Source organism: Hydrogenophaga sp., assembly GCF_965657535.1.
Classification (GTDB): domain Bacteria; phylum Pseudomonadota; class Gammaproteobacteria; order Burkholderiales; family Burkholderiaceae_C; genus Hydrogenophaga.
This window is the reverse complement of record NZ_CBFHOP010000006.1, coordinates 13,489-38,196: the sequence shown is the minus strand read 5'-3', so window position 1 is coordinate 38,196 and position 24,708 is coordinate 13,489. Positions and strand designations below refer to the sequence as shown.

Annotated in this window: 26 protein-coding genes; 9 read left to right on the top strand and 17 right to left on the bottom strand. The window is 63.1% G+C overall.

Annotated elements, in window-relative coordinates; genetic code table 11:
- Nucleotides 1-438: 438 nt before the first annotated feature.
- From ACTG4K_RS11855 to ACTG4K_RS11785, 15 genes are all read right to left on the bottom strand, one after another.
- Nucleotides 439-1,941 (bottom strand): Do family serine endopeptidase, encoded by a 1,503-nt coding sequence (locus ACTG4K_RS11855; RefSeq protein ID WP_439114418.1) that lies wholly within the window; start codon nt 1,939-1,941, stop codon nt 439-441.
- A 94-nt stretch (nt 1,942-2,035) separates the two neighbouring features.
- Nucleotides 2,036-3,091: a MucB/RseB C-terminal domain-containing protein gene (locus ACTG4K_RS11850; protein WP_439114417.1), complete on the bottom strand. Its 1,056-nt coding sequence runs from the start codon at nt 3,089-3,091 to the stop codon at nt 2,036-2,038.
- A gap of 6 nt (nt 3,092-3,097) precedes the next feature.
- Nucleotides 3,098-3,832 carry a sigma-E factor negative regulatory protein gene (locus tag ACTG4K_RS11845; protein WP_439114416.1) on the bottom strand — a complete coding sequence of 245 codons (735 nt, stop codon included), beginning with the start codon at nt 3,830-3,832 and terminating at the stop codon, nt 3,098-3,100.
- A gap of 58 nt (nt 3,833-3,890) precedes the next feature.
- Entirely contained in the window at nt 3,891-4,532 is a 642-nt protein-coding gene (rpoE, locus tag ACTG4K_RS11840) for an RNA polymerase sigma factor RpoE (protein WP_439114415.1), read from the bottom strand.
- Between the two features lie 81 nt (nt 4,533-4,613).
- Nucleotides 4,614-5,096: a hypothetical protein gene (locus ACTG4K_RS11835; RefSeq protein WP_439114414.1), complete on the bottom strand. Its 483-nt coding sequence runs from the start codon at nt 5,094-5,096 to the stop codon at nt 4,614-4,616.
- A 35-nt stretch (nt 5,097-5,131) separates the two neighbouring features.
- Nucleotides 5,132-6,376, bottom strand: a complete 1,245-nt coding sequence (gene fabF / locus ACTG4K_RS11830) for a beta-ketoacyl-ACP synthase II (RefSeq protein WP_439114413.1) — start codon at nt 6,374-6,376, stop codon at nt 5,132-5,134.
- 93 nt (nt 6,377-6,469) lie between these two features.
- Nucleotides 6,470-6,709: an acyl carrier protein gene (gene acpP / locus ACTG4K_RS11825; RefSeq protein WP_304823557.1), complete on the bottom strand. Its 240-nt coding sequence runs from the start codon at nt 6,707-6,709 to the stop codon at nt 6,470-6,472.
- Between the two features lie 122 nt (nt 6,710-6,831).
- Nucleotides 6,832-7,593, bottom strand: coding sequence for a 3-oxoacyl-ACP reductase FabG (gene fabG, locus ACTG4K_RS11820; RefSeq protein WP_439114412.1), 762 nt, complete (start codon nt 7,591-7,593; stop codon nt 6,832-6,834).
- 16 nt (nt 7,594-7,609) lie between these two features.
- Nucleotides 7,610-8,560: an ACP S-malonyltransferase gene (gene fabD, locus ACTG4K_RS11815; RefSeq protein WP_439114411.1), complete on the bottom strand. Its 951-nt coding sequence runs from the start codon at nt 8,558-8,560 to the stop codon at nt 7,610-7,612.
- A gap of 64 nt (nt 8,561-8,624) precedes the next feature.
- The gene (locus ACTG4K_RS11810; protein ID WP_439114410.1) at nt 8,625-9,602 is read right to left on the bottom strand and encodes a beta-ketoacyl-ACP synthase III; all 978 of its coding nucleotides are present in this window, start codon (nt 9,600-9,602) and stop codon (nt 8,625-8,627) included.
- 18 nt (nt 9,603-9,620) lie between these two features.
- A complete protein-coding gene (gene plsX / locus ACTG4K_RS11805; protein WP_439114409.1) occupies nt 9,621-10,682 on the bottom strand; it encodes a phosphate acyltransferase PlsX in 1,062 nt (353 codons plus the stop codon).
- A gap of 134 nt (nt 10,683-10,816) precedes the next feature.
- Entirely contained in the window at nt 10,817-10,999 is a 183-nt protein-coding gene (gene rpmF, locus ACTG4K_RS11800) for a 50S ribosomal protein L32 (RefSeq protein WP_019575026.1), read from the bottom strand.
- A gap of 198 nt (nt 11,000-11,197) precedes the next feature.
- Entirely contained in the window at nt 11,198-12,169 is a 972-nt protein-coding gene (locus ACTG4K_RS11795) for a S49 family peptidase (RefSeq protein WP_439114408.1), read from the bottom strand.
- A gap of 12 nt (nt 12,170-12,181) precedes the next feature.
- Entirely contained in the window at nt 12,182-12,565 is a 384-nt protein-coding gene (locus ACTG4K_RS11790) for a Rieske (2Fe-2S) protein (protein ID WP_439114407.1), read from the bottom strand.
- An 86-nt stretch (nt 12,566-12,651) separates the two neighbouring features.
- Nucleotides 12,652-13,221: a YceD family protein gene (locus ACTG4K_RS11785; RefSeq protein WP_439114406.1), complete on the bottom strand. Its 570-nt coding sequence runs from the start codon at nt 13,219-13,221 to the stop codon at nt 12,652-12,654.
- Nucleotides 13,222-13,257: 36 nt separating this feature from the next.
- Here ACTG4K_RS11785 and ACTG4K_RS11780 point away from each other — a divergent pair, with 36 nt between their 5' ends.
- The 4 genes from ACTG4K_RS11780 to fghA all read left to right on the top strand — a co-directional run bounded on the left by ACTG4K_RS11780 (nt 13,258) and on the right by fghA (nt 17,150).
- Nucleotides 13,258-13,872 carry a Maf family nucleotide pyrophosphatase gene (locus ACTG4K_RS11780; protein WP_439114405.1) on the top strand — a complete coding sequence of 205 codons (615 nt, stop codon included), beginning with the start codon at nt 13,258-13,260 and terminating at the stop codon, nt 13,870-13,872.
- Nucleotides 13,869-14,669: an SAM-dependent methyltransferase gene (locus ACTG4K_RS11775; RefSeq protein WP_439114404.1), complete on the top strand. Its 801-nt coding sequence runs from the start codon at nt 13,869-13,871 to the stop codon at nt 14,667-14,669. The genes ACTG4K_RS11780 and ACTG4K_RS11775 overlap by 4 nt, the downstream gene beginning before the upstream one ends.
- A 378-nt stretch (nt 14,670-15,047) precedes the next feature.
- Nucleotides 15,048-16,154 (top strand): S-(hydroxymethyl)glutathione dehydrogenase/class III alcohol dehydrogenase, encoded by a 1,107-nt coding sequence (locus ACTG4K_RS11770; protein WP_439114403.1) that lies wholly within the window; start codon nt 15,048-15,050, stop codon nt 16,152-16,154.
- 111 nt (nt 16,155-16,265) lie between these two features.
- The gene (gene fghA, locus ACTG4K_RS11765; protein WP_439114402.1) at nt 16,266-17,150 is read left to right on the top strand and encodes an S-formylglutathione hydrolase; all 885 of its coding nucleotides are present in this window, start codon (nt 16,266-16,268) and stop codon (nt 17,148-17,150) included.
- A 73-nt stretch (nt 17,151-17,223) separates the two neighbouring features.
- On the opposite strand, the gene ACTG4K_RS11760 is transcribed toward fghA, so the two are convergent.
- Nucleotides 17,224-17,913 carry a PEP-CTERM sorting domain-containing protein gene (locus ACTG4K_RS11760; RefSeq protein ID WP_439114401.1) on the bottom strand — a complete coding sequence of 230 codons (690 nt, stop codon included), beginning with the start codon at nt 17,911-17,913 and terminating at the stop codon, nt 17,224-17,226.
- Between the two features lie 169 nt (nt 17,914-18,082).
- On the opposite strand from ACTG4K_RS11760, the gene ACTG4K_RS11755 reads away from it, so the two are divergent.
- Complete coding sequence (locus ACTG4K_RS11755) at nt 18,083-18,742, top strand: HAD family hydrolase (protein ID WP_439114400.1); 660 nt, start codon at nt 18,083-18,085, stop codon at nt 18,740-18,742.
- A 128-nt stretch (nt 18,743-18,870) separates the two neighbouring features.
- Here the strand turns inward: ACTG4K_RS11755 and galU are convergent, their stop codons facing one another.
- Entirely contained in the window at nt 18,871-19,755 is an 885-nt protein-coding gene (galU, locus tag ACTG4K_RS11750) for a UTP--glucose-1-phosphate uridylyltransferase GalU (protein WP_439114399.1), read from the bottom strand.
- A gap of 261 nt (nt 19,756-20,016) precedes the next feature.
- On the opposite strand from galU, the gene ACTG4K_RS11745 reads away from it, so the two are divergent.
- Genes ACTG4K_RS11745 through ACTG4K_RS11730 form a run of 4 tightly spaced genes read left to right on the top strand, consistent with a single transcriptional unit; the run spans nt 20,017 to nt 24,460 of the window.
- Entirely contained in the window at nt 20,017-20,868 is an 852-nt protein-coding gene (locus tag ACTG4K_RS11745; protein WP_439114398.1) for an ABC transporter permease, read from the top strand.
- On the top strand, nt 20,865-21,530 hold the full coding sequence (locus ACTG4K_RS11740) for an ABC transporter ATP-binding protein (RefSeq protein ID WP_439114397.1): 666 nt from the start codon (nt 20,865-20,867) through the stop codon (nt 21,528-21,530). The genes ACTG4K_RS11745 and ACTG4K_RS11740 overlap by 4 nt, the downstream gene beginning before the upstream one ends.
- Complete coding sequence (locus ACTG4K_RS11735) at nt 21,527-22,684, top strand: chain-length determining protein (RefSeq protein ID WP_439114396.1); 1,158 nt, start codon at nt 21,527-21,529, stop codon at nt 22,682-22,684. The genes ACTG4K_RS11740 and ACTG4K_RS11735 overlap by 4 nt, the downstream gene beginning before the upstream one ends.
- 15 nt (nt 22,685-22,699) lie before the next feature.
- Nucleotides 22,700-24,460 (top strand): polysaccharide biosynthesis/export family protein, encoded by a 1,761-nt coding sequence (locus tag ACTG4K_RS11730; RefSeq protein WP_439114395.1) that lies wholly within the window; start codon nt 22,700-22,702, stop codon nt 24,458-24,460.
- Nucleotides 24,461-24,708: the final 248 nt, after the last annotated feature.

Here is a 24,708-nt window from a genome sequence, read left to right as displayed (position 1 = left end):
GCGCCCATAACCAACAATCAAGGGCAACTGCGATAGTTGGGGTTTCATTGTAGGCAAAAAGCCTTGAACGCACACCTCCGACACTCTAGAACCCGATTGTTGCAGCGCAGCAACATGAAACTTATCCACAGCACCTCCACAGGAAAACCACACGGCCTGTGTACCGTTTGTGGAAGACCGCCGCCTGCACCGCACGTTTTCCATATCGTGAACAAAGCGGCACCGGCAGCGTCTGAATACCGCCCAAACAGGCCCGATTTTATCGAATTCGGGCAACAGCATCGGCATCAATGTCAGCGCCCACTAACGCACAAGACTATGGGCCCGCCAAAGTGGTTAGAAACCGGCATGTGGCGCACAGGCCACCGCCAACAATAACCCCCCTATTCCCCTCGAAAAGGGGGGTTATTAGGGCGCCTCAGAGGAACGCGGACTTGCTCAGCGCCCCGGGCGAATCACCGCATATTGGGCCCACTCGCCACGGCGAAACAGCACATTGACCGGGCGGGCTTTGTCCAATCTATTCAGCGCCGCTTCGAGCTCTTTCACGTCCGGGGTGTCGGCGTTGGCGATGGCCACAATCACATCGCCTTCGCGCAGACCGGCGCGCGCCGCAGGGCCTTCGGCCGCTGCAACCCGCACACCGCCTTTCAGACCCAGCTCCTTCTTTTGCGCAGCACTGAGGTCGGCCAGCGTCAAGCCCAGCGCCTTGGCTGCACCAGCGGCCTGAGGCTTGGGTGCCTCTGGCGCCGCAGCGCGAACTTGCGCCTGCTCGGGTTCCAGCTCGGCCACGGTCACAGACAAATCGCGCTGGCTCCCCCGACGGAACACCGTCATGGAGCTTTTGTTGCCAGGCTTGGTGTTGCCCACCAGCCGCGGCAGGTCGACCGACTTATCGATCTCTTTGCCGTCGAATTTCAAGATGATATCGCCCGGCTCCACGCCCGCTTTGGCAGCCGGCGAGTTGGGCTCGACGCCCCGCACCAGGGCGCCTTTGGGCTGGCCCAGCCCGATCGACTCGGCCACCTCTTTGCTGACCTGATCTATCTGCACACCAATGCGCCCGCGCGTGACACGGCCCGAGGTGCGTATCTGATCCGACACGCGTACCGCCTCGTCGATCGGAATGGCAAACGAAATGCCCTGGAAGCCGCCCGAACGCGAATAGATCTGGCTGTTGATGCCTACCACCTCACCGCGCATGTTGATCAGTGGCCCACCCGAGTTGCCGGGGTTGATGGCCACGTCGGTCTGGATGAACGGGAGAAAGTCGCCGGTGTCGCGCTTTTTGGCGCTCACAATGCCGGCGGTCACGGTGTTTTCCAGGCCAAAGGGCGAGCCAATGGCCATCACCCACTCACCCACACGCAGGCGGTTCACATCGCCAATCTTCACGGCACTCAGGCCCGTAGCGTCGATTTTCACCACGGCCACATCGGTGCGCTTGTCGGCCCCCACCACAGTGGCTTTGAATTCGCGTTTATCAGGCAGCGTCACGATCAGTTCATCGGCTCCATCCACCACATGGGCATTGGTCATGATCAGACCGTCGGCGCTGAGAATGAAACCAGAACCCACACCACGCGGCTGGGCCTCTTCCGATGGGCCGCGGTCGGGGCGGGGGCCTCGTGGCGTTGCGCCGGGTGGCACCGGAATGCCAAAACGCCGAAAAAATTCCAGCATCTGCTCGTCGGCCCCTGAGCCGGGTTCAGCCCGCGCGGTGGCGCGCTCCAGCGTGCGGATGTTGACCACCGAAGGCCCCACCAGATCCACCAAATCGGTGAAATCGGGCAGCCCACGCACGCTGGGTGCAACTGGCACCACCGGGGTTTGGGCCGACAAAGTCTGCGGCAACAACAGCGCAGCAGTGCCGCCAGCGGCCAACACGGCCGCCGCCGCAACGGCAAGAACAGGCTTACGGGCAAGATGGCGAAGCGTCATGGTGATCCTTCAAAAAAGGGCAACAACACAGAAAAATACGGGAGTAGGCCCGGCACGAAAAAAAGCATGGGCAGTTGGTTGGCGCGGGCAGGGCTCAGCGCGTGCGCTCCAGCGCGTACGCAAAACGGCGCAGCGTGGCCGTAGGTACTTCACCCAGCGCCGTCAACCAATAAGCGCCCACACGGCGGGTCAGCGAATGGGTGGCGCCAGACACCGTGGCCTTTTCCTTGCCATGGCGCTGGTCGTCGTAGGGCTCCACAAACAGCGACACCGAAGCCAGCCCGTCTGAAAACACCCACTGCATGGGTGCTGAAGCGCCACCCGCAGCCGCTTCGGGCACCTCGCGGGTGTGGCAACTCATGGGCAGGAAGCCCGGTACAGGCTCCTTCAAGCGCCAGCCTTCTGCTTCAGCGGTGGTCTTTTTCAGCACAGGCCGCTGCACGTCATAACCCTTGGTGTCTTTCATGAGCCGCGTGAGCTTGCCCATGCTCACCGGGGCATCCAGCTGCAACTCGGAAAACGCCACCTGCTCCAGCACCGCACCCTGTTCACCCAGTGTTTGCAGCTTCACCACCAAGCCGGTTTTCTTCTCCGACCAAATACGGAAGCCAAAGCGCAAAGCGTCTTTCGGCTGGATCTCGACCACATCAGCCAGGTAACCAGCCACACGCTCCGTACCCACTTCGTTCACGCCATAGAACTCGGGAATCACGTTGCTGGGCGTGCGCAGCAGCTCGGGGAACAGGCCCAACGACTCGCGTTTTTCAACCCAGGCCGTCTTGGTCTCCGGCACAAACGTGATCACCTCGTTGTTGCGGCGAATGGTGGTGCGCGGGGCGCCCGTGAGGGTGTCCACACGCTCCATTTGCTGCTCGCCATCGCACACGTGCCAGATGCGGGACGCCGACATGGACGATCCTGCCGACACCACCAGCGTGCCCATGTAAGCGCGTTGGCGCGAGGCCTCGTGCATGCGCATCAGCCACTCGTTGACACTGCGGGACTCGCTGGTCGCAAGTGGGGTGGTCTGGGCCTGCAGCGGCACGCAGAAACCTGCTACCAACGCCACCAGCGCGGCGGCGCGCCACGGCTGGGGCTTCGTCACAGGCAGCCAGCGGGCCAACGTATGCAAAGGCAAGGCAAGCGTCATGGGGGTTCAGCGTCCGGTCGCGTCGTAGGTGGCATTGCGCAGGAAACCTGCGGGCATTTGCAGGGCAGACATTCCGCCGTGCTGGCGGTGCTCGGCCATCAAGGCTTCGAGCTGCGCGTCGCGGATCACCGCGCCTTGCGGGGTATTCACCACCACAGCGGTGGTTTCCGGCAACGGCGGCGCGGTAGCGCCGGGGTTGGCGCCCATCAAGGCCAACTGAGCGCCAGCACCACCGTTGCCGCCGGCGCCCGACGGTGCTGAACCCAGCACCGTCCAGCTCACCGCCATCACTGCGGCGAGCGAAGCCAGTCCGGCCACCAGTTTCCAGCGAAACACCGCGTCATTGGCGGCAGGCGCTCGCACAAGCCCCACCACCTCGGGTGGTGCCATGGGCAAGGCGGGCGGCACAGCCAACGAACGCACCACAGGCGCTTCAGCCTGCAACCGCGCGTGCATGCTGGCCAGAAAATTTTGCGGGGTGGTGGTCGCCACCGCAGGCGCAGAAGCGCGCAACACATCACCAATCACCTGATAGCAGTGCCAGGCTTCCAGGCTCTCGCCCTCGCGATCCATGTCGGCCAGCAGGCGGTCAAATTCAGCGTCTGCCAACTCGCCGTCTACCAAGGCAGACAAACCGCTTGCCGCCTCAAAACCCAGCGAATTGGCATTCGCCGGGCTGGCGGCAGGGGTGCCCAGCCAGGCGTCTGTCGGCAGGTCCGTGTGTGTGTTGGCGGCGTTCATGTTGACTTCCCAATTTCTGATACTTCGACTTCAGGCGTTCCCGTGCGTTCACGAGGCGTTACCACCGTTTTCCCGTCTGGCGTTCCAGCATGGGCTTGATGCGACTGGAGATCGCTTCACGGGCTCGGAAAATCCGGGACCGCACCGTGCCGATGGGGCAATCCAGCGCCTGAGCAATCTCTTCGTAGCTCAAGCCCTCCATTTCCCGCAAAGCAATCGCCATGCGCAGCTCTTCGGGCAACGCATCCATGGCCGCATTCACAGCCTGGGCAATTTCCTTGCTGGCCAGCACCGCCTCGGGTGTTTCGGTGTCGGCCACGTTGGAATTTAGTTCGCGTTCGGACGAGGAAGTTTCATCATCGTCCGCAGATTTCATTTGTGACTGAAAAACCAGCGGATCGCGCTTGAGCTCCATGAGCTGCTTTTTGGCGGTGTTGACTGCAATCCGGTACAGCCAGGTGTAGAACTGCGCGTCACCCCGAAACTGCGCCAAGGCACGGTAAGCCCGGATGAAAGTCTCCTGCGCGATGTCTTGCACCAGGTCGCTGTCGCGCACCATCCTGCCAATCAGGCGCTCCACCCGGCGCTGGTACTTGATGACCAGCATGTCGAACGCACGCGTCTCTCCGGCGAGGGTTCGTTGTACCAACATGACATCACTGTCGGGCGGCGGCGGGGCGGTATGGTCTTCAGGTGTCATGCGCGCGGAAATATAACCCACTGGACCCGAATGAAAGCCTGACGCAACGCCCTGGCCTTTTTTCGGCCCATGCCCAGCGCCTCAAGCCACCCGCACCAGCGCCCGGCGCAGGTCGTTCCAACGAGCGGGGTCGCTGGAACGCTCGACCCAAAGCCAGCGGTGTGCACCGTCTGGATTGCGCACCCGCAGCAACATGCGGTTTTGCAGATCCAGCGCCCGCTCCACCTGCTGCAGCGGTGCGCCATCGGTCAAAGCATCGCGGTGCCAGCGCCACACACCGGCACCGACCAGCCCACTCACCGGTGCGCCCAGCGCGTCCCATTGCAGCCGCCCCACGGGCGCGTGCAGCCAACTGCGCCAGGCAAAACCGACCCAGCCCAGCCAGAGCAAGCCCCCCAGCCAGCCAGCCACACGGGCCAGCCAAGGCGCATCGGCCGGTGCGCCCAGCCACGGCCACCACCAGAGCAACAGCACCAGCAGGCCCAGGCCGGCAAGCATGCACAGCAGGCCGGCGTAAAAAGCACAACGCCCCACCGGAAAAACCACCGATGGGGCGTTGCGCATGCGCTTTTTTACAAATAGCGTTGTTCAGGAGCAGGTCAGACGCGCCGGAAAACCAGTGTGCCGTTCGTGCCGCCAAATCCGAAGTTGTTCTTCATCGCCACGTCGATCTTCATGTCCCGCGCCGTGTTGGCACAGTAGTCCAGGTCGCATTCAGGGTCCTGGTTGAAGATGTTGATGGTCGGCGGGCTCTTCTGGTGGTGCAACGCGAGCACCGTAAACACACTCTCGATACCACCCGCACCGCCCAACAAATGACCCGTCATCGACTTGGTGGAATTCACCACCGTCTTTTTGGCGTGGTCACCCAGAGCGGCCTTGATCGCATGGGTCTCGTTAACATCGCCCAGCGGCGTGGACGTGCCGTGTGCGTTGAGGTAGTCCACCTGATCAGCGTTCAACCCTGCGTTGCGCAAGGCGTTCACCATGGCGCGGCGTGGGCCGTCCATGCTGGGCGCCGTCATGTGGCCCGCATCGGCGCTCATGCCATAACCCGAAAGCTCGGCATAAATTTTGGCACCACGGGCTTTGGCGTGTTCGTACTCTTCCAGCACCATCACACCAGCACCTTCGCCCAACACAAAGCCGTCCCGGTCTTTGTCCCAGGGCCGTGAAGCGGTGGTTGGGTCGTCGTTGCGGGTCGACAAGGCACGCATCGCCGCAAAACCACCCACACCCAGAGGCGACACTGTCGCTTCGGAACCACCCGCCACGATCACGTCGGCATCGCCGTACTCGATCTTGCGCGCAGCTTCACCGATGCAATGCAAACCGGTGGTACACGCCGTGACGACCGCGAGGTTGGGGCCTTTGAAGCCAAACCGCATCGACACATGCCCCGCGATCATGTTGATGATCGAGGCGGGCACGAAAAAAGGCGAGATACGGCGCGGGCCGCGGCTCACGTATTCGGCGTGCGTCTCTTCGATCATCGGCAAGCCGCCAATGCCCGAACCGATGATGCAACCGATGCGGCAGGCGGTTTCTTCGTCCAGGGCGTCGCCCACGGTCATGCCCGAGTCCACCACAGCCTGATGGGCTGCAGCGATACCGTAATGAATGAATGAGTCCATCGCCCGCGCCTCTTTGGCGGTGATGTAAGACTCGAGATCAAACCCCTTCACCTCGCCCGCGATCTTGCAGGAGAAATTTGACGCGTCAAATCGGGTGATGAGGTCAATGCCGGACTTGCCGGCAAGAATATTGGCCCAGGCTTCAGACACCGTGTTACCCACGGGACTGACACAACCCAGACCGGTCACGACAACGCGACGTCGGCTCATTGATGTCCCCCACGCTGTTTATAGCGTGTAATGCACAGACACCCCAAGGGAAACAAACCCCTCGGGGCGACCATGCGTTGGCTCATGGATGGCTTAAGCCTTCTGGTGGGCCATCGCGTAGTCGATGGCGTTTTGAACGGTGGTGATCTTCTCTGCGTCTTCGTCCGGAATCTCGATACCGAATTCGTCTTCCAGGGCCATCACCAGCTCAACCGTGTCCAGCGAGTCAGCGCCCAGATCGGCCACAAAGGCCTTCTCGCTGGTGACCTGACCCTCTTCCACGCCGAGTTGTTCGGCAATGATTTTCTTAACACGTGCTTCGATATCGCTCATAAGTCCCTCTGAGGGTGGTTGAAATACAGACCATCATTTTAGCCGGCCTAGAGAGGTATCCCTAGACGGCCCGCCGGACGGCTTTTGCGGCGTTGGAAACAAAAAGGTACGTTGGCGCCCGATCAGGCCATGAACATGCCACCGTTGACGTGCAACTCTTGCCCCGTCACATAAGCGGCTTGCGGGCTGGCCAGGTAAGCCACCGCATGGGCAATGTCAGCGGGCTTGCCCAAGTGGCCCAGGGGAATCTGGCCCAGCAAAGCCTTCTGCTGCTCTTCGGGCAAGGCGGCGGTCATGTCGGTTTCAATGAAACCCGGCGCCACGCAGTTCACGGTGATGTTGCGGCTGCCCAACTCGCGTGCCAGGGCGCGCGTCATGCCCGCCACGCCGGCTTTGGCGGCTGCGTAGTTGGCCTGACCGGCATTGCCCGACGCCCCCACCACGCTGGTGATGCTGATGATGCGGCCGTAGCGCTGCTTCATCATGGGCCGAATCACCGCGCGGCTCATGCGAAACACCGCTTTCAGGTTGGTGTCAAGCACGGCGTCCCAGTCGCCGTCTTTCAGGCGCATGGCCAGCATGTCGCGGGTAATGCCGGCGTTGTTCACCAACACCTGCAAACCGCCATGGGCTTTCACGATCTCGTCAATCAGTGCCTCGGCCGCCTGAGCGTCGTTCACATCGAGCCGGGCGCCGCGACAACCAGGGGCCGCACCGGGCACAGCGGCCAGCACGGCGCCAATTTTCGCGGCACCTTCGTCGCTGGTGGCTGTGCCGATCACGGTCAAGCCGCACGCTACCAGTTCGTGCGCAATGGCGGCGCCTATACCGCGCGAAGCGCCCGTGACCAAGGCCACCTGGCCCGCAAATTTGATTTCAGACATGGGTGTACTCCGTGGGTCAGGCCAGCAGGGCCTGCGCATCAGCCAGTGTGGCCGGATCGTAAAGGGCTGCGCCAGTCAGTTCGGCGTCCACGCGTTTGACCATGCCGGCCAGCACCTTGCCCGGCCCGCACTCCACCAGCGTGGTCACGCCGCGGGCCTTGATGGCTGCCACACATTCGACCCAGCGCACCGGCCCGAAAGCCTGGCGCACCAGCGCGTCGCGGATGGCGTTGGCGTCGGTCTGCACCGCCACGTCAATGTTGTTCACCACCGGAATCTGGGGGGCCGCCAACACCGTGACCGCCAGTTTTTCCCGCAACTTTTCTGCGGCAGGCTTCATCAGGCTTGAATGGAACGGGGCCGACACCGGCAAAGGCAAAGCGCGCTTGGCGCCGCTGGCTTTGAGCATTTCGCAGGCTTTTTCCACCGCCGCCTTGCTGCCCGCAATCACGGTTTGCGCAGGGTCGTTGAAGTTCACGGCCTCCACCACCTCGGCGCTGCCCGCGCCAAACGTGGCCTGCGCTTCGGCGCAACCGGCGATCACGCGGGCCGCATCCATACCCAAGATGGCTGCCATGGCACCCGTGCCCACCGGCACGGCTTCTTGCATGGCCGCTGCGCGAAAGCGCACCAGCGGTGCCGCCTGCGCCAGCGTCAGCACGCCAGACGCCACCAGCGCCGAATACTCGCCCAGCGAATGGCCCGCCACCACGGCCGGCAGCGCGCCACCTTCGGCCCGCCACACCCGCCAGGCCGCCACGCCCGCCACCAGCATCACCGGCTGGGTGTTGGTGGTGAGCGCCAGCGCTTCTTTCGGGCCTTCTTTGATCAGCTTGGCCACGTCTTCACCCAGCGCGTCCGACGCTTCTTTCAGCGTCTCCAGCACAGCAGGGTGGTCGCCCCAGGCGTCGAGCATGCCGACCGACTGCGAACCTTGACCAGGAAAAACAAAAGCAAAATTCTTCATGTTTCAATCCACACCCGGAATAGCCGGGCGAAACAGCAACGGTGTTGCGACAGACCGACTCAGCTTAAAAGTCCAGCAGCACAGCACCCCAGGTAAAGCCACCGCCCACGCCTTCGAGCATGAGCGTGTCGCCTTTTTTCACCTGACCAGCACGCACCGCGTGGTCCAGCGCCAGCGGAATGGAGGCCGCCGACGTATTGCCGTGCTGATCCACCGTCACCACCACCTTGTCCATGGGCAGCTTCAGCTTTTTGGCCGTGCTTTGCATGATGCGGATGTTGGCCTGGTGGGGAATCAGCCAATCGATGTCGGCTGCGGTCTTGCCCGCTTTGGCCAACGCAGCGCGCGCGGTGTCTTCGAGCACACCCACCGCCAGCTTGAAGACCGCCTGACCGTCCATTTTCAGCAGCGGGTCGCCCAACACACTGCCACCCGACACATGGCCGGGCACACACAAAATGCCGCTGTGCTTGCCATCGGCGTGGATGTCGGTGGACAAAATACCTGGTGTGTCGCTGGCTTCCAGCACCACCGCGCCAGCGCCATCGCCGAACAACACACAGGTGGTGCGGTCGGTGAAGTCCAAAATGCGGCTGAACACCTCGGCACCCACCACCAAAGCCTTGGTGGCGGTGCCGGTCTGGATCAGCGAGCTGCCCACCGTGAGCGCGTAAATGAAACCGCTGCACACCGCCTGCACGTCAAACACCGGGCAACCCGCGATGCCCAACTTGTGCTGCAAAATAGCTGCGGTGGACGGGAACACCATGTCGGGCGTGGACGTGGCCACGATGATCAGGTCAATGTCTGCCGGCACCACACCGGCCGCCGCCAGGGCTTGGCGGCAGGCTTCGGCGGCCAGATCGCTGGCAAACACACCATCGGCAGCAAAATGCCGCGCCTGAATGCCGGTGCGCTCCACGATCCACTCATCGCTGGTCTCCACGCCGCGCTGGCTCAACATGTCCACCATGTCGGCATTGGTCAGGCGCTGGGGGGGCAGGCTGCTGCCGGTGCCGGTGATGCGGGCGTAGCGTGTCATGCGAGGGGCTGGCTTGGTTTAAATGGTCGGAATACTTCTGAACTCGCTGAGTGCCGAGCTCCCTGCAATCAGCGGGGCTGCGTGGGCGATGCGTTCCCGCACGTTTTCCAGCAAGTGGTTGTGGGCCGCATCATAAGCCCGGCACAGCGCCTGCTCAAATGCAAACGCATCGGCCGACCCATGGCTCTTGAACACCAGGCCGCGCAGGCCCAGCAAGGCCGCACCGTTGTAACGCCGATGGTCAACACGCTTTTTAAATGAAGATAGCACCGGATAGGCCACGATCGCAGCCATTTTTGTAAAAATATTGCGCGAAAACTCTTCGCGAATGAAGCCACTGATCATGCTCGCCAAGCCTTCGCTGGCTTTCAAGGCCACATTGCCCACAAAGCCATCGCACACCACGATGTCGGTTGTGCCTTTGAAAACATCATCGCCTTCGATGTTGCCAAAAAAGTTCAGATCGCCGGTGTTGCCCGCATTTCGCAGCAAAACACCCGCTTGCTTGATGACTTCGCTGCCCTTGATGACCTCTTCACCCACATTCAGCAACCCCACCGAGGGCTCTTTGCGCCCCGTGGCCGCAGCCACCAGCGCCGAGCCCATCACCGCAAACTGCAACAGGTGTTCGGCGGTGCAGTCCACGTTGGCCCCCAGATCGAGCACCGTGGTCGCACCGCCGCGGGCGTTGGGCAATTGCGTAGCAATGGCTGGGCGGTCAATGCCGTCCAGCGTTTTCAGCACATAGCGCGCAATCGCCATGAGCGCACCGGTGTTGCCGGCTGAAACCATGGCCTGGGCCGTACCGTCTTTCACCTGGGTGATGGCCACCCGCATGGACGAGTCTTTTTTGCGGCGCAGCGCCACCTCCACCGGGTCGTCCATAGTGACCACCTCGGTGGCAGGCACCACAGAGCAGCGCACGTTGTTCAACACCTGCGGCCAAGCCGCAAAAGATGCGGGCTGACCCACCAGCAGCAACTGGGCTTTGGGGTGGCTGGTCAAGAAGGCAGCGCAGGCCGGCAGCGTCACGGCTGGACCGACATCTCCCCCCATGCAATCCACAGCGATGGTGATCATGACAACATCCCGGTGCAGGCGCTCAGAGCACCACAAGAACGAAAAAAGCCCGCATGATCCATGCGGGCCTGTGCCTGGATAAGCCTACAGACCCCGAACGCGACACCGCGGCGAGGCCTGTGGCTGCCCGTCACTTAGGCTTCTGACTTGTTTTTCAGCACCTGGCGGCCACGGTAGAAACCGTTGGGGCTGATGTGGTGGCGCAGGTGGATTTCACCGGTGGTGGGTTCCACGGCAATGCCTGGCACGTTCAGCGCGTTGTGCGAACGGTGCATACCGCGCTTCGATGGGGACTTTTTGTTTTGCTGAACGGCCATGGTGGGCTCCTGAAATCGGTTGGTGAAACGGGGTAGCCTAAACAAGGTGGATGCATGGGATGGCCAAAATGCCAAAACGCCCAATCAGCCAACTCTGGCCACTATCAAACGCCCTGCCCGACTGCACAGGGTGCAAATGGGTACAAGCGCAAAGCCAAGTATTATAGCCCGAAGCCAGTGGCAAGGCAAAAAACGACATTACTTCAACTGCACACCCGCAGCTTTGGCGGCCAAAAACACGCCCTCGCCCACACTGGCACCAAAGCGTTTGGCCAGACGCAGCCCGAGGTTTTCGCGCTGGGTGTAGTCCACGATGTTTTCCGCCTTCACGATCTCTCGAGCCACGTAGTCGAGGCTGCCCAGGCCGTCTGCCAGGCCCAGCGCCACGGCTTGCTGGCCGCTCCACACCAGGCCGGTGAAGGTATCGGGGGTTTCTTTCAAGCGGTCACCACGGCCTTGCTTCACCACGGTGATGAACTGGGTGTGAATCTCACCCAGCATGGTCTGGATATAGGCGCGCTGCTCTTCGTCCTGCGGGCTGAAAGGGTCGAGCATGGCTTTGTTTTCGCCAGCGGTCATGAGACGGCGCTCAATGCCGAGTTTTTCCATCAGGCCGGTGAAACCAAACCCGTCCATGAGCACGCCGATGCTGCCGACCAGGCTGGCTTTGTCCACGTAAATACCGTCTGCAGCGGCCGCAATGTAATAGGCCGCTGAAGCGCAGGTTTCTTCCACCACGGCATACACTTTTTTGTTGTGCAGGGCTTTGAGGCGGGTGATTTCGTCGTTGATGATGCCGGCCTGCACAGGGCTGCCGCCAGGCGAGTCGATCAGCAGCACGATCGCCTGGGCGCCGCTGTCTTCAAAGGCAGAAATGAGTGAGCTGACCACGTTGCTGGCGCTCGCCTCGGCGCCCGAAGCGATGGCCCCCCGAATCTCGATCACGGCGGTGTGGGGCGTGCTGACGGACGAACTGACCTTGTCTGCGCTGTAGATGAACCAGGCGAAAGCACCGAAGATGGCCAGCCACACCAGCCGCATAAACGTTTTCCAGCGCCGCGCCGCCTGCTGCTCCCGGATGGTGGCAAACACCAGTTTTTCCAGCGTGGCGCGCTCCCAGCCTGGGGTGTTGCTGGCGCTGGTGGGCAAGCCCACGTTGTCATCGTTCATGTTGGAGGGCTCTCAAAATTCCACGGGTTTGAGGTTGTATTGTGACCGCCAGTGCACCACGCCGCCGTGCTCCAGCAGCTCAATCTTGACCAAGCCGCCCCGACACGGCCCGCCGGCGCAAGCGCCTGTATCGGGCTCGTAGGTGGCGCCGTGGGTGGCACACAAAAGCCAGCGGCCACTGGCGTCAAAAAACCGGTCGGGTTGCCAGTCCATTTCCATGGCCACATGGCTGCAGCGGTTCAGGTAGGCGTGGGGTTGACCCCGGTAGCGCACAGCAAACGCGCGGCAGGTCTGGCCAGCGTACACCACGTCAAAAGACACCGCCCGGCCACCATCGGCCAGGTCGCGGCTGTTGCACAGGGGGTGGCTGGGTTCGGCGGGCGTTGCGGCGTTCATGGGCGCTTTTCACCGGAGTGGATGGGGTACCAGCGTGGCAAGCAGGAGAAAGTGCCGAGACAACGGCGGGCCCGATCCACCACCGCTTACTTCTTCAAGCGCGCCAGCTCGGCAAACGGGTTGCGGCGCTCCGGCTCGCCACCGTCGGCGGCCACACCAGGGTCGGCGGCGTGCATCACCACCGGCACCGGACACGCACCGTGCATGGGCACCAGGGGCAGCTCCATCAGCAACTCGTCTTCCAGCAACTCGTGCAGATTGGGGCGGGGCTCCAGCGCCAGCAGATCTTCTTCGCAGTCGTCGTCTTCCGCTTCGGCCGCCGCTTCGTCGGCCACAAACCGGAACCAGCGGTCCACCACCAGAGGCGTGTCGGCCGGACCCAGGCAACGCTGACACGTCAGGGGCACCGCCGCATGGGCTTCCAGGTGCAGCCACACAGCGGGCGCGCCGCCTTTGGCACTGGGGCGCATTTCACCGTGCGCCTGCCAGTGCACCTGCAGCGCGGCTGGCTGGGCGTCGTCGTCCAGGTGGGCTTCTTCCAGCAGCCGCGCAAAGCGGGTCAGCGGCTCGTCGGCCTGCAAGCTGGCGCCTGCCAGGGCAAACGCCCGTATGTCCAGGCGGTCGGCATTCCATGCCACTTTGGGGTTCGGATTCATGCCGGGAGTGTAAAAGAATGCGGGGAGAATACCGGCATGCCCGCCCACAGCCCTACACCCCCAAGCCCCAGCTTCCGCCCGCTCATTCTGGGCTCCACCTCGCGTTACCGGCGCGAACTGCTCGGCCGCCTGGCTGTGCCGTTTGACGTGGCCAGCCCTCAAGTGGACGAAACGCCGCAGCCCGGTGAAAACCCTGCTGCGCTGGCCCTGCGCCTGGCTGTTGCCAAAGCCCGCGACGTGGCCCAGCGCCACCCGCAAGCGGTGGTAATCGGCAGCGACCAGGTGGCCGACCTGAACGGCGAGCCCCTGGGCAAGCCTGGCACCCACGAGCGTGCCGTGGCCCAGCTGCAGCGCATGCGCGGGCAAACCGTGGTCTTTCAAACCGCGCTGGCCGTGGTGTGCCTGGCAACCGGTTTTGAGCAAAGCGACCTTGCCGCCGTGCGCGTGGTGTTCAGAGACCTGAGCGACGCTGAGATAGAAAACTACCTGCGCGCCGAGCAGCCTTACGACTGCGCCGGCAGCGCCAAGAGCGAAGGCCTGGGCATTGCCCTGCTGGAGCGCATTGACAACGACGACCCCACCGCCCTGGTGGGCCTGCCGCTCATTCGCACCTGCCGCATGATCCGCGCCGCTGGCGTGCAACTGCTGTGAACGCCAGCACCGCCAAGAGCGGCACGCTCTACCTCGTGCCCACCCCGCTCGACTTCGGCGTGAGCCAAGACAGCGCCGCCGCCCCCGGCGCATGGCTGCCGGCCGAAACCCTGGCCGCTGCCAGCCGGCTCACCCACTGGATCACCGAAAACGCCAAGAGCACCCGCGCGTTTTTGAAGCGGGTGGAAGCCACCCACGGCCTGGCCGCGCCCCTGCAGGCCCAGCACATTGCCGAACTGCCGCGTGCCGCCCACAAAAAAGGGGACCACGCGCCCGAAGCCCAAGGCGATGCGCAAGCCCGCGCCCTGCTGGCGCCTGCTCTGCAGGGGCACGACATGGGCCTGGTGAGCGAAGCCGGCATGCCGGCCATTGCCGACCCCGGCAGCTCCATCGTGCGCGCCGCACACGCCATGGGCTTGCGCGTGGTGCCGCTCACCGGCCCGGTCTCGCTCATGCTGGCGCTCGCCGCCAGCGGTTTGAACGGCCAAAATTTCGCCTTCGTGGGCTATGTACCGCAAGAAGCCACCGAGCGCAGCAAACGCCTGCGCGAGCTGGAAGCCCTGGCCCTGAAAACCGGGCAAACGCAAATCTTCATTGAAACACCCTACCGCAACACCGCCCTGCTGCAGGCGCTGCTGCAAACCCTGCACCCGCACACCCGCCTCGCGGTGTGCTGCGCCCTCACCCTGCCCGGCCAAACCGTGCGCAGCGCGCTGGTAACCGACTGGAAACGTGGCAAAGACGCGCTGAGCGGGCTGCCGCTGGACGCCCCAGCGGTGTTTTTGCTGGGCCGCTGAGCTGTTGACGGAGCCCTGCGGGACATGGGGGTTTCGCAAGGTTTGAAGGCCCCTCACCCCGGCCCACCACCGCAAGCGGAAGTAGAAGAAAACCGGGCCAGACAAACCAACCCCCACCCCTCGCCCCATGCGCGCAGCAATGTGCGGTAACCTCTAAGCCCCAAGAGCTTGCCAGACTTGGAAGGCGCCTGCGCAACAAAAGGCATGAGAGCGAAACGGGTGGGAAAAGAGCCCCATTTGGCCCTGCTTTGGAGGCATGTGGCCGTTGCCTCAGCCGGAAAAACAGGGGCGAAGCGGGACTTTTCTCCATCCGTTGCAGCCCATGCGCTTCTGCCGCTCAGGCTCCTGTGCCGCTCTCACACAACCACCACACGCACCATGAAAACCAAAGCCGCTGTCGCCTGGAAAGCAGGCCAACCCCTGACCATCGAAACCGTGGACCTGCAAGGCCCCAAGTTCGGTGAAGTGCTGGTCGAGATCAAAGCCACCGGCATCTGCCACACCGACTACTACACCCTCAGCGGCGCCGACCCGGAAGGCATCTTCCCCGCCATCCTGGGCCACGAAGGCGCGGGCATTGTGGTGGACGTGGGCCCGGGTGTGACCTCGCTCAAAAAGGGCGACCACGTCATTCCGCTCTACACGCCCGAATGCCGCCAGTGCAAGTTTTGCCTGAGCCGCAAAACCAACCTGTGCCAGCTGATTCGCGGCACGCAAGGCAAAGGCCTCATGCCCGACGCCACCAGCCGTTTCAGCCTCGACGGCCAGCCCATCTTTCACTACATGGGCACCAGCACCTTCAGCAACTACACCGTGGCCGCTGAAATCTCGCTCGCCAAGATCCGCGAAGACGCCCCGTTTGACAAGGTCTGCTACATCGGCTGCGGCGTCACCACCGGCATCGGCGCCGTCATCTTCACCGCCAAGGTCGAAGCCGGCGCCAACGTGGTCGTGTTTGGCCTGGGCGGTATTGGTCTCAACGTGATCCAGGGCGCCAAGATGGTGGGCGCCGACAAGATCATCGGTGTGGACCTGAACCCCGAGCGCGAAGCCATGGCCCGCAAATTCGGCATGACGCACTTCATCAACCCCAAAGAGCATGCCAACGTGGTCGACGCCATCGTGCAGCTCACCGACGGCGGCGCCGACTACAGCTTTGAATGCATTGGCAACACCAAGGTCATGCGCGACGCGCTGGAGTGCACGCACAAAGGCTGGGGCCGCAGCATCATCATTGGCGTGGCCGAAGCCGGTGCTGAAATCTCCACCCGCCCGTTTCAGCTGGTCACCGGCCGCAAATGGGAAGGCTCGGCCTTCGGCGGCGCCCGTGGCCGCACCGACGTGCCCAAGATCGTCGACTGGTACATGGACGGCAAGATCAACATCGACGACCTCATCACCCACAAGCTCAAGCTGGAAGACATCAACGAAGGCTTTGAGCTGATGAAGCGCGGTGAATCCATTCGCAGCGTGATCGAGTTCTAGGATTTGGCCCACCCCCGTCGCTGCGCTCCGCCCCTCAAGGGGCAACGCTGGCGGCCCGGCACAGCCGGTTCCGCGGCGTTCTGGGCCTAGCTTCCCTTCCCACCTCGATTCATGCTGAACCCATCCATGCCCTCGCTATTTGACCGACTTGAACTGCTCAGCGAACACGGCTGCTTTGGCGGCGTGCAGCGGTTTTACAAACATGCCTCGCGTGAAACGGGCTTGCCCATGCGGTTTGGCCTGTTTTTACCGCCGCAGGCGCTGGCGGGCGAGCCGGTGCCCTTGCTCACCTTTCTGGCCGGGCTCACCTGCACCGAAGAAACCTTTGCCACCAAAGCCGGCGCCCAGCGCACCGCCGCCCAACTGGGCCTGGCCCTGCTCACGCCCGACACCAGCCCACGCGGCGCCGGCGTCGACAGCGAAGACCACCACTGGGACTTTGGCGTGGGCGCCGGGTTTTACCTGGACGCCACGCAAGCCCCCTGGTCAGGCCACTGGCGCATGGAAAGCTATTTGCTGAAAGAACTGCTGCCCGCCGTGGTGGCTGAATTCAAGCTCCATGCCAAGCGCCAAGGCCTGTTTGGCCATTCCATGGGCGGCCACGGCGCGCTCACCCTGGCGCTGCGCCACCCCGGCGTGTTTGGCAGCGTGTCCGCCTTGGCCCCCATTGGCGCCCCCACCCAATGCCCCTGGGGTCGCAAAGCCTTCACCGGCTATTTGGGGCAAGATGAAACCACTTGGGCCGAGCACGACGCCAGCCTGCTCATGGCCGGGCACGCTTCGGCGCCCTACCCAGGCGGCATCTTGGTTGACCAAGGCCTGGCCGACAAATTTTTGGCCGAACAACTACACCCCGAAGCCCTTGAAGCCGCCTGCGCACAAGTGGGCCAGCCGCTCACCCTGCGCCGCCATGCCGGCTACGACCACGGCTATTACTTCATCGCCAGCTTTGTGGACGACCACTTGCGGCACCACGCGCAGCACTTGGCAGGGTGATGGCGGCTTGGCGCAAGCCAGGCACGGCTTCATTCAGCCCACAAAAAAGCCACTGCACGCTGGCCTAAGCCAGTCAGGCTTTGTTGGCCTGGCGAAAGCGGCGGGCTGCGCCCATGCCGAGCAAGCCCAATCCCAGCAAAGCCAAAGAGGCTGGCTCTGGAACGTCGTTGGTCTTTGCGATGCCATAAATATTGGCATGCGACAGCGAGCCACCCTGTTGGGGTGTGACGAGCCAGCTGCCCGTCAGTGTCCCATCGGCGAGGCCAAACACGGCCCAATCTGGCGTCAGGTTTTGGCCCACTTTGAATCCAATGGCCAGGCTCTCGTACGTCGTCCACAACGACGCATTGACCGTGAAGGTGCCACCTGTGGTGCCCATACCCGTCAACGTGAACAGATTTTCGATGCCCGAAAGAGCATCACCCGGGTCTTTGTCCAACACCACATAACCAGTGCCTGCGGCACTGTTGGTGAATACGTCGTCAGAACCCACTTGACCCTGCAGATTGCCGTCGCCCGAAGCCAAACAAGCAGCGTCAGTTGCCGTGTTCAAGCTAAACGAACGTGTACCCCCAGAAATGGGGCAGATGACGGTACCCGCCTGCGCCAGGCCGGCGATTGAAAAAACACCTGCAATGAACAGCTTGTTGAGTTTCATGATGAGGCTCCAAAAAAATGTGACACGAAGGTCGGGATGGGGTCGCGGCGCAACCCATAAAGCAGACACCGTGCCAATGTAAAAAACCTTTTTTCTTTCAAGCACTTACGGCTTTTAAATGCCGCAAATGGACATCGCTGTGTCAAGTTTTTCGACACTTTGGGCGCCTCAAAGCCACGCCCACAGCCGCGCTCTGCAAGTGGGCTGGCTTACCAAGCCGCAAAACACTTTGCGCTGGGCACCGATAATGATTTTTTGACCACTTTTCAGCACCATGCGCCCCCGCCAATTCGACCTCATCGCCTTCGACTGGGACGGCACCCTGTTCGACTCCACGGCCATCATCACCCGCGCCATCCAGGCCGCTGTGGCCGACGTGGGGGGCACCGTGCCTTCTGACCAGTCGGCCAGCTACGTCATTGGCATGGGGCTCATGCAGGCGCTGGCCCATGCAGCGCCCGACGTGCCGCAACACAAATACCCCGAGCTGGGCGCGCGCTACCGCCACCACTACACCGCGCGCCAACACGACATCAGCCTGTTTGAAGGCGTGCTGCCCCTACTGGCCGAGCTCAAAGCCCGCCAGCACTGGCTCACCGTGGCCACCGGAAAAAGCCGCACGGGCCTTAACGAAGTGCTGCGCACGGTCGAGCTGCAGGGCATGTTTGACGCCTCCCGCACCGCCGACGAAACCGCCGGCAAGCCCAGCCCGCTCATGCTGCACGAGCTCATGGCCGAGTTGGGTGTGGCGCCCGAGCGCACCCTCATGATTGGCGACACCACCCACGACCTGCAAATGGCGCTGAACGCCGGCTGCGCCAGTGTGGGCGTGAGCTACGGCGCCCACGCGCCCGGTGCGTTTCATGCGCTCAAGCCGCTGCACGTGGCGCACTCGGTGAAAGAGCTGCACGCCTGGCTCAGCGCCCACGCTTGAAGTTGGGGGGAAAAGCCTGCTGAATGGCGCGGGCGGGCGAAGCCAATAGCTGGGTTGAAGACCCTCACCCCAACCCTCTCCCGCAGGCGGGAGAGGGGGTTAAGACCAAGGCCGATGCGGGCCGTTGCTCAGCCCGCCACCCTTTTGATGTGCGCCATCACCGCGTCGCGCAGTTCCGGGTTGGCCAGGGCCAGGTCTATCGTGGCTTCCAGAAAGCCCTCTTTGCTGCCGCAGTCGTAGCGCGTGCCCTCGTAGCGCAAAGCCTGCACTTTCTCTGTCCCAATCAGCGCCGCAATGCCATCGGTCAGCTGAATTTCGCCACCGGCGCCGCGCGGCTGGCGGCGAATGCTTTCAAACACCGCTGGCGTCAAGATGTAGCGCCCGGCCACCGCCAGGGTGGAAGGCGCCACCTCGGGTGCCGGCTTTTCCACCATGCCAAACACCTCGGCCAGCTGCGCGCCCACGCCGCGCACGTCCACCACGCCATAGCGCCGCGTGTCAGCGCGGGGCACGTCTTGCACCGCCAGCACCGTGCCTGGGCTGCGCTCGTAGGCCTGCACCATTTGCTGCAACACCGTGGCGCCGCCTGCGGCCTGGTTCTGGCCCATCATCAAGTCGTCGGCCAGCAACACCGCAAACGGCTCGTTGCCCACCAGCCGCTCGGCACACAGCACCGCATGGCCCAGGCCCAGCGCGCGCGGCTGGCGTACATACACGCAGTCCATGTCGTCGGGCTTGATGGAATGCACCAGCTCCAGCAGCGCGCGCTTGTTGCCCGCTTCCAGCTCGGCTTCCAGTTCATAGGCGGTGTCAAAGTGATCTTCAATGGCCCGCTTGTGACGCCCTGTTACAAAAATCATCTCGCGAATGCCGGCCGCATAAGCCTCTTCCACCGCGTACTGCATCAGCGGCTTGTCCACCACCGGCAGCATTTCTTTGGGTATGGCCTTGGTGGCTGGCAAAAAGCGGGTGCCCATGCCACCCACAGGAAAAACGGCTTTCTTGATCTGCATGTCTGTATTCACTCCCAGGGTTGTGTTTTGGCGTGTTGCGCATCATAAAGGTCGCGTTGGCGCACAGCGCCCGCGGCAGTCCGCACCGCATGGGCCAAAGCGTGCGTTGCCTGTACAGCACAAAAGGGCGCGCGCACTGCCCGTGCAGGCCACCTGTTACAAACCTTGGGGTAAAACGAAAGATGCACCTGAGATAATGCAAAGCTTGTTAGAGGCACGGCGCCTCGGCTTCAGATTGAAGAACGCTGCAAAACAAAACCCGTGAAAGGGTCCACCCCCACCGGTGGTCTTTGCCGCTTTCACCTGAAAGAGCCCGCCACACCACGCATGAACGAAACCCGCTCACCGCTCTCCATCACCCTGGCCGTCTGGCATGCCCTGCTGCTGCGCGAATCGCTCAGCCGCCTGTTTGCGCGCCGCGCTGCCTGGGCGTGGCTCCTGCTGGAGCCTGCTGCCCACATGGCGTTCATGGTGTTCATCTTCACCGTCATCCGGCTGCGCCAGGTGGGCGGCATTGAAACCGGGCTCTGGCTCATCATCGGTTTTCTGGGTTTCTATTTCTTTCGCCGCACCGGCAGCCAGGGCACCAACGCCATCAACGCCAACCGTTCCCTGTTTGCCTACCGCCAGGTCAAACCCATCGACACCGTGCTCATGCGCGCCGTGCTCGAAGGGGTGCTGATGCTGGTGGTGAGCGCTGTTATCTTGGCTGGCGCAGGCCTGCTGGGCTTTCATGTGCTCCCCAGCGACCCACTTGCCGTGATGGAAGCCGTCTTTGGCCTGTGGTTGCTGGGCCTGGGCTTTGGTCTGGTGGCCTCGGTGGCCAAAGAACTCGTGCCCGAGCTCGACAACCTTTTGGACATGGTCATGATGCCCATGCTCATGATCTCAGGCGTCATCGTGCCGCTGAGCATCGTGCCCTACCCCTACCGCGAATGGCTCATGTACAACCCCGTGGCCCACGGCCTTGAAGCCGCCCGCCTGGGTTTTGCGCCTTACTACCACGCCGTGCCCGAGCTCAGCCTGCCCTATTTGTATGGGTTTGCGCTGGTGCTGCTGTTTTTTGGCCTGGCGTTGCACGCCCGCTTTGCGCAAAGGCTCATGACGCAATGATCATCGTCAGCGACCTGCACAAACGCTACATGACCGACCACGGCCCCGGCCCCTGGGTGCTGCAAGGCGTCAACTTCACCATCCCGCCCAAAGTCAACGTGGGGCTGATCGGGCGCAACGGCGCGGGCAAGTCCACGCTGCTGGGCATCATTGGCGGCATTGACTACGCCAACCGCGGCCATGTGGAACGGCGCTGCCGCGTGAGCTGGCCCATGGGCTTTGGCGGGGGCTTGCAAGGCTCGCTCACTGGTCGGCAAAACGCCAAGTTTGTCTGCCGCGTGCACGGGCACGAAGACGACATGGCCGAGCGCCTTGAGCAGATTCAAGCCTTTGCCGAAATCGGCAGCTTCTTTGACGAACCCGTCAAAACCTATTCCAGCGGCATGCGCTCGCGCCTGCAGTTCGCCCTGTCGCTCGCCTTCGAATTCGACGTCTACATCTCCGACGAAGTCACCTCCACCGGTGACGCCGCCTTTCGCAAAAAAGCCGCTGCTGCCTTCAAAAACCTGGCCAACAAAGCCGGACTCATCATGGTTTCGCACAGCGAAGGCACGCTCAAACAATTCTGCAGCGCGGGCATCTGGCTCCACAACGGCCAGGCCCACTGGTTTGACCAGATCGACGACGCCATAAAAGCCTACAAAGAAAGCATTGCTGCATGACGACAGATTCCTTGGCCACCCCCGGTCAAAACCCCGCTGCACAGCCAGCGGCCCCCAAAAAACGCCCCGCCCTGTGGAAACGCCACAAACTCATGGCCGCGGCCCTGCTGCTGAGCCTGCTGGCCGGCGTGTACTGGCTGCTTCTGGCGTCTGACCGTTATGTGTCAGAAGCCCGCGTGATCATCCAGCGCTCAGACCTGACCAGCGGCCAGACCATGGACTTCACCAGCCTGCTCTCGGGCGTGGCCGGTGGCAGCCGCCCAGACCAACTGCTCATGCGCGACCACATGCTCTCGCTCGACATGCTGCGCAAGCTCGACGCCCAGCTGAAACTGCGCGAGCACTACAGCAGCCAGGGCGACTGGCTTTCGCGCCTGTGGGACGCCCAAGCCCCGCTGGAAAAATTTGCACCCTACTTCCGCTCCCGCGTCAGCGTTGAACTGGACGAATACGCCGGCGTGCTGGCCATCAAAGCCCAGGCCTACACCCCCGAAATGGCCCAGGCCATCGCTGCGGCCATGGTGGCCGACGGCGAAGAAACCATGAACGCCATGGCCCACGCCCTGGCGCGCGAACAAGTCAACTTTTTAGAAGGCCAGGTCACCACCATGGGCGAGCGCGCCCAGGCCAAGCGCAGCGACTTGCTGGCCTACCAAAACCGCAAAGGCCTGGTGTCGCCCCAAGCCACCGCCGAAAACGTGGCTGCCATCGTCAACCGGCTCGAAGCCCAACTGGCCGAACTGCAAACCCGCCGCAGCAGCCTGCTGGGCTACCTGCAGCCCGGCAGCGCCAACGTGGTCGAACTCAACCTGCAAATAGAAGCCGTGCAAAAGCAAATTGGCACCGAAAAAGCCCGCCTCACCGCGCCCGGCGGCCGCACGCTGAACGCCGCCGTGGAAGAGTTTCAGCGCCTGCAAATGGAAGCGCAGTTTGCCCAGGAGGTGTACCAAACCGCGCTCACCGCCCTGGAGCGCGGCCGCGTAGAAGCCACCCGCACGCTGAAAAAAGTGTCCGTGCTGCAAAGCGCGGGCATGCCCGAATTTCCGCTGGAGCCCCGCCGTCTTTACAACCTCATTGTGTTTGTGCTCACCGCCTTCTTGCTCGCTGGCGTGCTGCAACTGCTTGGCGCCATCGTGCGCGACCACAAAGACTGAACACCCGGATCTGCCATGAACACAAGCCTCTACACCCCCATGGCCCGCCGGCTCAACGCCGCACTGGCCATGGCACTGGCTCTGGCCACCACACCAGCCGCCAGCCAGATACTGCCCCAGCAAGACCCCAACAACCCGCTGGCCCTGCGGCTTGAAGCGCCCAGCGCCGCCGCTGCCGCCCGCGCCACGGTGCCCGCTGCACCGCCAGCCGCCCAGGCATTGCCGCCTGGCCTGGCCGCTGGCCAGCGCGCCAACCTGCAAAGCGACACCTTTGGCGCCCAGCTGTTTACCGGCGCCTTTGCCAGCGGTGGCGCCACCCAGTTCAACCCCGACTACCTGATCGCCACCGGCGACACCCTGCAAGTGCGCCTGTGGGGCGCCTTCACCTTCGACGCACCATTGACCGTAGACCCCCAAGGCAACATCTTCTTGCCCCATGTGGGCCCGGTGCAGGTGCGCGGCGTTCCCAACGCCCAGCTGCAAAGCCGCGTAGAAACCGCCGTGCGCCGCACCTTCAGAGCCAACGTCAACAGCTACGCCAGCCTGGCCGCTGCCCAACCCGTGCGCGTGTTTGTGGGCGGCAACGTCACCCGCCCCGGCCTGTATGGCGGCACCAGCATGGACAGCCTGCTGCACTTCCTTGACCAAGCCGGCGGCATCGACACCGAGCGCGGCAGCTTCCTGGCCGTGCAAGTCAAGCGCGGCAACACCGTGCGCGCCACCTTCAACCTGTATGACTTTTTGCTCAAAGGCAGCATGCCCATGCTGCAGCTGGCCGACGGCGACGTGATCTTTGTCCCCCAGCGCCAAGGCACCGTGAAAGTAAGCGGCCTGGTAGAAAACGCCAAACGCTTCGAATTTGCCACCACAGCCACCGGCGCCCAGCCCTTCACCGTGAACAGCCTGGCCCAAATAGCCAAGCCACTCGCGCAGGCCACCCACGTGCGCGTGGTGCGCAACACCGGCACCGTGAAAAACACCGAGTACTACCCCCTGGCCGAAGCCAGCGCGGTCATGCTGCAAAACGGCGACGAACTCGACTTCACCGCCGACAAAAAGCCCGGCACCATCACCGTGCGCGTAGAAGGCGAACACACCAGCCCACAAGAATATGTGCTGCCCTACGGCACCCGCCTGGGCGCGCTGTTGCAGCAAATACAGCTCTCACCCAACGCCGAACCCCAAAGCGTGCAGCTGTTTCGCCAAAGCGTGAAAACCCGCCAAAAAGAGATGCTGGCCACCAGCCTGCGCAGCCTGGAAGCCGCCCTGCTCACCGCCCGCAGCGGCAGCACCGACGAAGCCCGCCTGCGCAAAGAAGAAGCCGAACTCACCCTGCAATGGGTGGAGCGCGCCAAACAAATAGAGCCCCTGGGCCAAGTGGTGGTGGCCCAGGCCGCCCAGCGCGACGACCTGCTGCTGGAAAACGGCGACCTGCTGCGCATACCCCGCACCGACGGCCTGGTGCTCGTCAGCGGCGAAGTGCTGTTCCCCAACGCCGTGGCCCACCAAACCAGCCTGGCCCTGGGCGACTACATCAACCGCGCTGGCGGCTTCACCCAAACCGCCGACAACGCCCGCGTGGTGATTGCCCGGCGCGACGGCAGCTTTGACCAGATCGACGCCGCCTCCTCGTCCGCATCCAACGCCACCGTGCGCCCCGGCGACCAGGTGCTCGTGTTGCCCAAAGTGGACGAGAAAAAGCGCCAGTTCTGGAAAGACATGACGCAAATCATTTACCAGATCGCCGTGGGTGCAAAGGTGGTGTTTGGGCTATGAACCCAACCAAGCAAGTGAGCCGCTGCGCGCCTGGGGTCAAGATGCGTGGATTGCCACGTCGCTTCGCTCCTCGCAATGACGGCGCGTTTGCCTTGCCATGCCACCAGCAAGTGAGCCGCTTCGCGACTGGTACAAAAAGAGGTGTGGATTGCCGCGCTGCGCTCGCAATGTCGGCGCCTTTGCCTTTCCCCGGCCAAGCCCGCCAGCCAAAGCACACACATCGGCCCGTCATGGCGAGCGCAGCGCGG

Excerpts from the sequence above, each read along its gene's own strand:
- ACTG4K_RS11855 (WP_439114418.1), bottom strand. The coding sequence starts at position 1,941 with ATGACGCTTCGCCATCTTGCCCGTAAGCCTGTTCTTGCCGTTGCGGCG.
- ACTG4K_RS11850 (WP_439114417.1), bottom strand. The coding sequence starts at position 3,091 with ATGACGCTTGCCTTGCCTTTGCATACGTTGGCCCGCTGGCTGCCTGTG.
- ACTG4K_RS11845 (WP_439114416.1), bottom strand. The coding sequence starts at position 3,832 with ATGAACGCCGCCAACACACACACGGACCTGCCGACAGACGCCTGGCTG.
- rpoE (WP_439114415.1), bottom strand. The coding sequence starts at position 4,532 with ATGACACCTGAAGACCATACCGCCCCGCCGCCGCCCGACAGTGATGTC.
- ACTG4K_RS11835 (WP_439114414.1), bottom strand. The coding sequence starts at position 5,096 with ATGCGCAACGCCCCATCGGTGGTTTTTCCGGTGGGGCGTTGTGCTTTT.
- fabF (WP_439114413.1), bottom strand. The coding sequence starts at position 6,376 with ATGAGCCGACGTCGCGTTGTCGTGACCGGTCTGGGTTGTGTCAGTCCC.
- acpP (WP_304823557.1), bottom strand. The coding sequence starts at position 6,709 with ATGAGCGATATCGAAGCACGTGTTAAGAAAATCATTGCCGAACAACTC.
- fabG (WP_439114412.1), bottom strand. The coding sequence starts at position 7,593 with ATGTCTGAAATCAAATTTGCGGGCCAGGTGGCCTTGGTCACGGGCGCT.
- fabD (WP_439114411.1), bottom strand. The coding sequence starts at position 8,560 with ATGAAGAATTTTGCTTTTGTTTTTCCTGGTCAAGGTTCGCAGTCGGTC.
- ACTG4K_RS11810 (WP_439114410.1), bottom strand. The coding sequence starts at position 9,602 with ATGACACGCTACGCCCGCATCACCGGCACCGGCAGCAGCCTGCCCCCC.
- plsX (WP_439114409.1), bottom strand. The coding sequence starts at position 10,682 with ATGATCACCATCGCTGTGGATTGCATGGGGGGAGATGTCGGTCCAGCC.
- rpmF (WP_019575026.1), bottom strand. The coding sequence starts at position 10,999 with ATGGCCGTTCAGCAAAACAAAAAGTCCCCATCGAAGCGCGGTATGCAC.
- ACTG4K_RS11795 (WP_439114408.1), bottom strand. The coding sequence starts at position 12,169 with ATGAACGATGACAACGTGGGCTTGCCCACCAGCGCCAGCAACACCCCA.
- ACTG4K_RS11790 (WP_439114407.1), bottom strand. The coding sequence starts at position 12,565 with ATGAACGCCGCAACGCCCGCCGAACCCAGCCACCCCCTGTGCAACAGC.
- ACTG4K_RS11785 (WP_439114406.1), bottom strand. The coding sequence starts at position 13,221 with ATGAATCCGAACCCCAAAGTGGCATGGAATGCCGACCGCCTGGACATA.
- ACTG4K_RS11780 (WP_439114405.1), top strand. The coding sequence starts at position 13,258 with ATGCCCGCCCACAGCCCTACACCCCCAAGCCCCAGCTTCCGCCCGCTC.
- ACTG4K_RS11770 (WP_439114403.1), top strand. The coding sequence starts at position 15,048 with ATGAAAACCAAAGCCGCTGTCGCCTGGAAAGCAGGCCAACCCCTGACC.
- fghA (WP_439114402.1), top strand. The coding sequence starts at position 16,266 with ATGCTGAACCCATCCATGCCCTCGCTATTTGACCGACTTGAACTGCTC.
- ACTG4K_RS11755 (WP_439114400.1), top strand. The coding sequence starts at position 18,083 with ATGCGCCCCCGCCAATTCGACCTCATCGCCTTCGACTGGGACGGCACC.
- galU (WP_439114399.1), bottom strand. The coding sequence starts at position 19,755 with ATGCAGATCAAGAAAGCCGTTTTTCCTGTGGGTGGCATGGGCACCCGC.
- ACTG4K_RS11740 (WP_439114397.1), top strand. The coding sequence starts at position 20,865 with ATGATCATCGTCAGCGACCTGCACAAACGCTACATGACCGACCACGGC.
- ACTG4K_RS11735 (WP_439114396.1), top strand. The coding sequence starts at position 21,527 with ATGACGACAGATTCCTTGGCCACCCCCGGTCAAAACCCCGCTGCACAG.
- ACTG4K_RS11730 (WP_439114395.1), top strand. The coding sequence starts at position 22,700 with ATGAACACAAGCCTCTACACCCCCATGGCCCGCCGGCTCAACGCCGCA.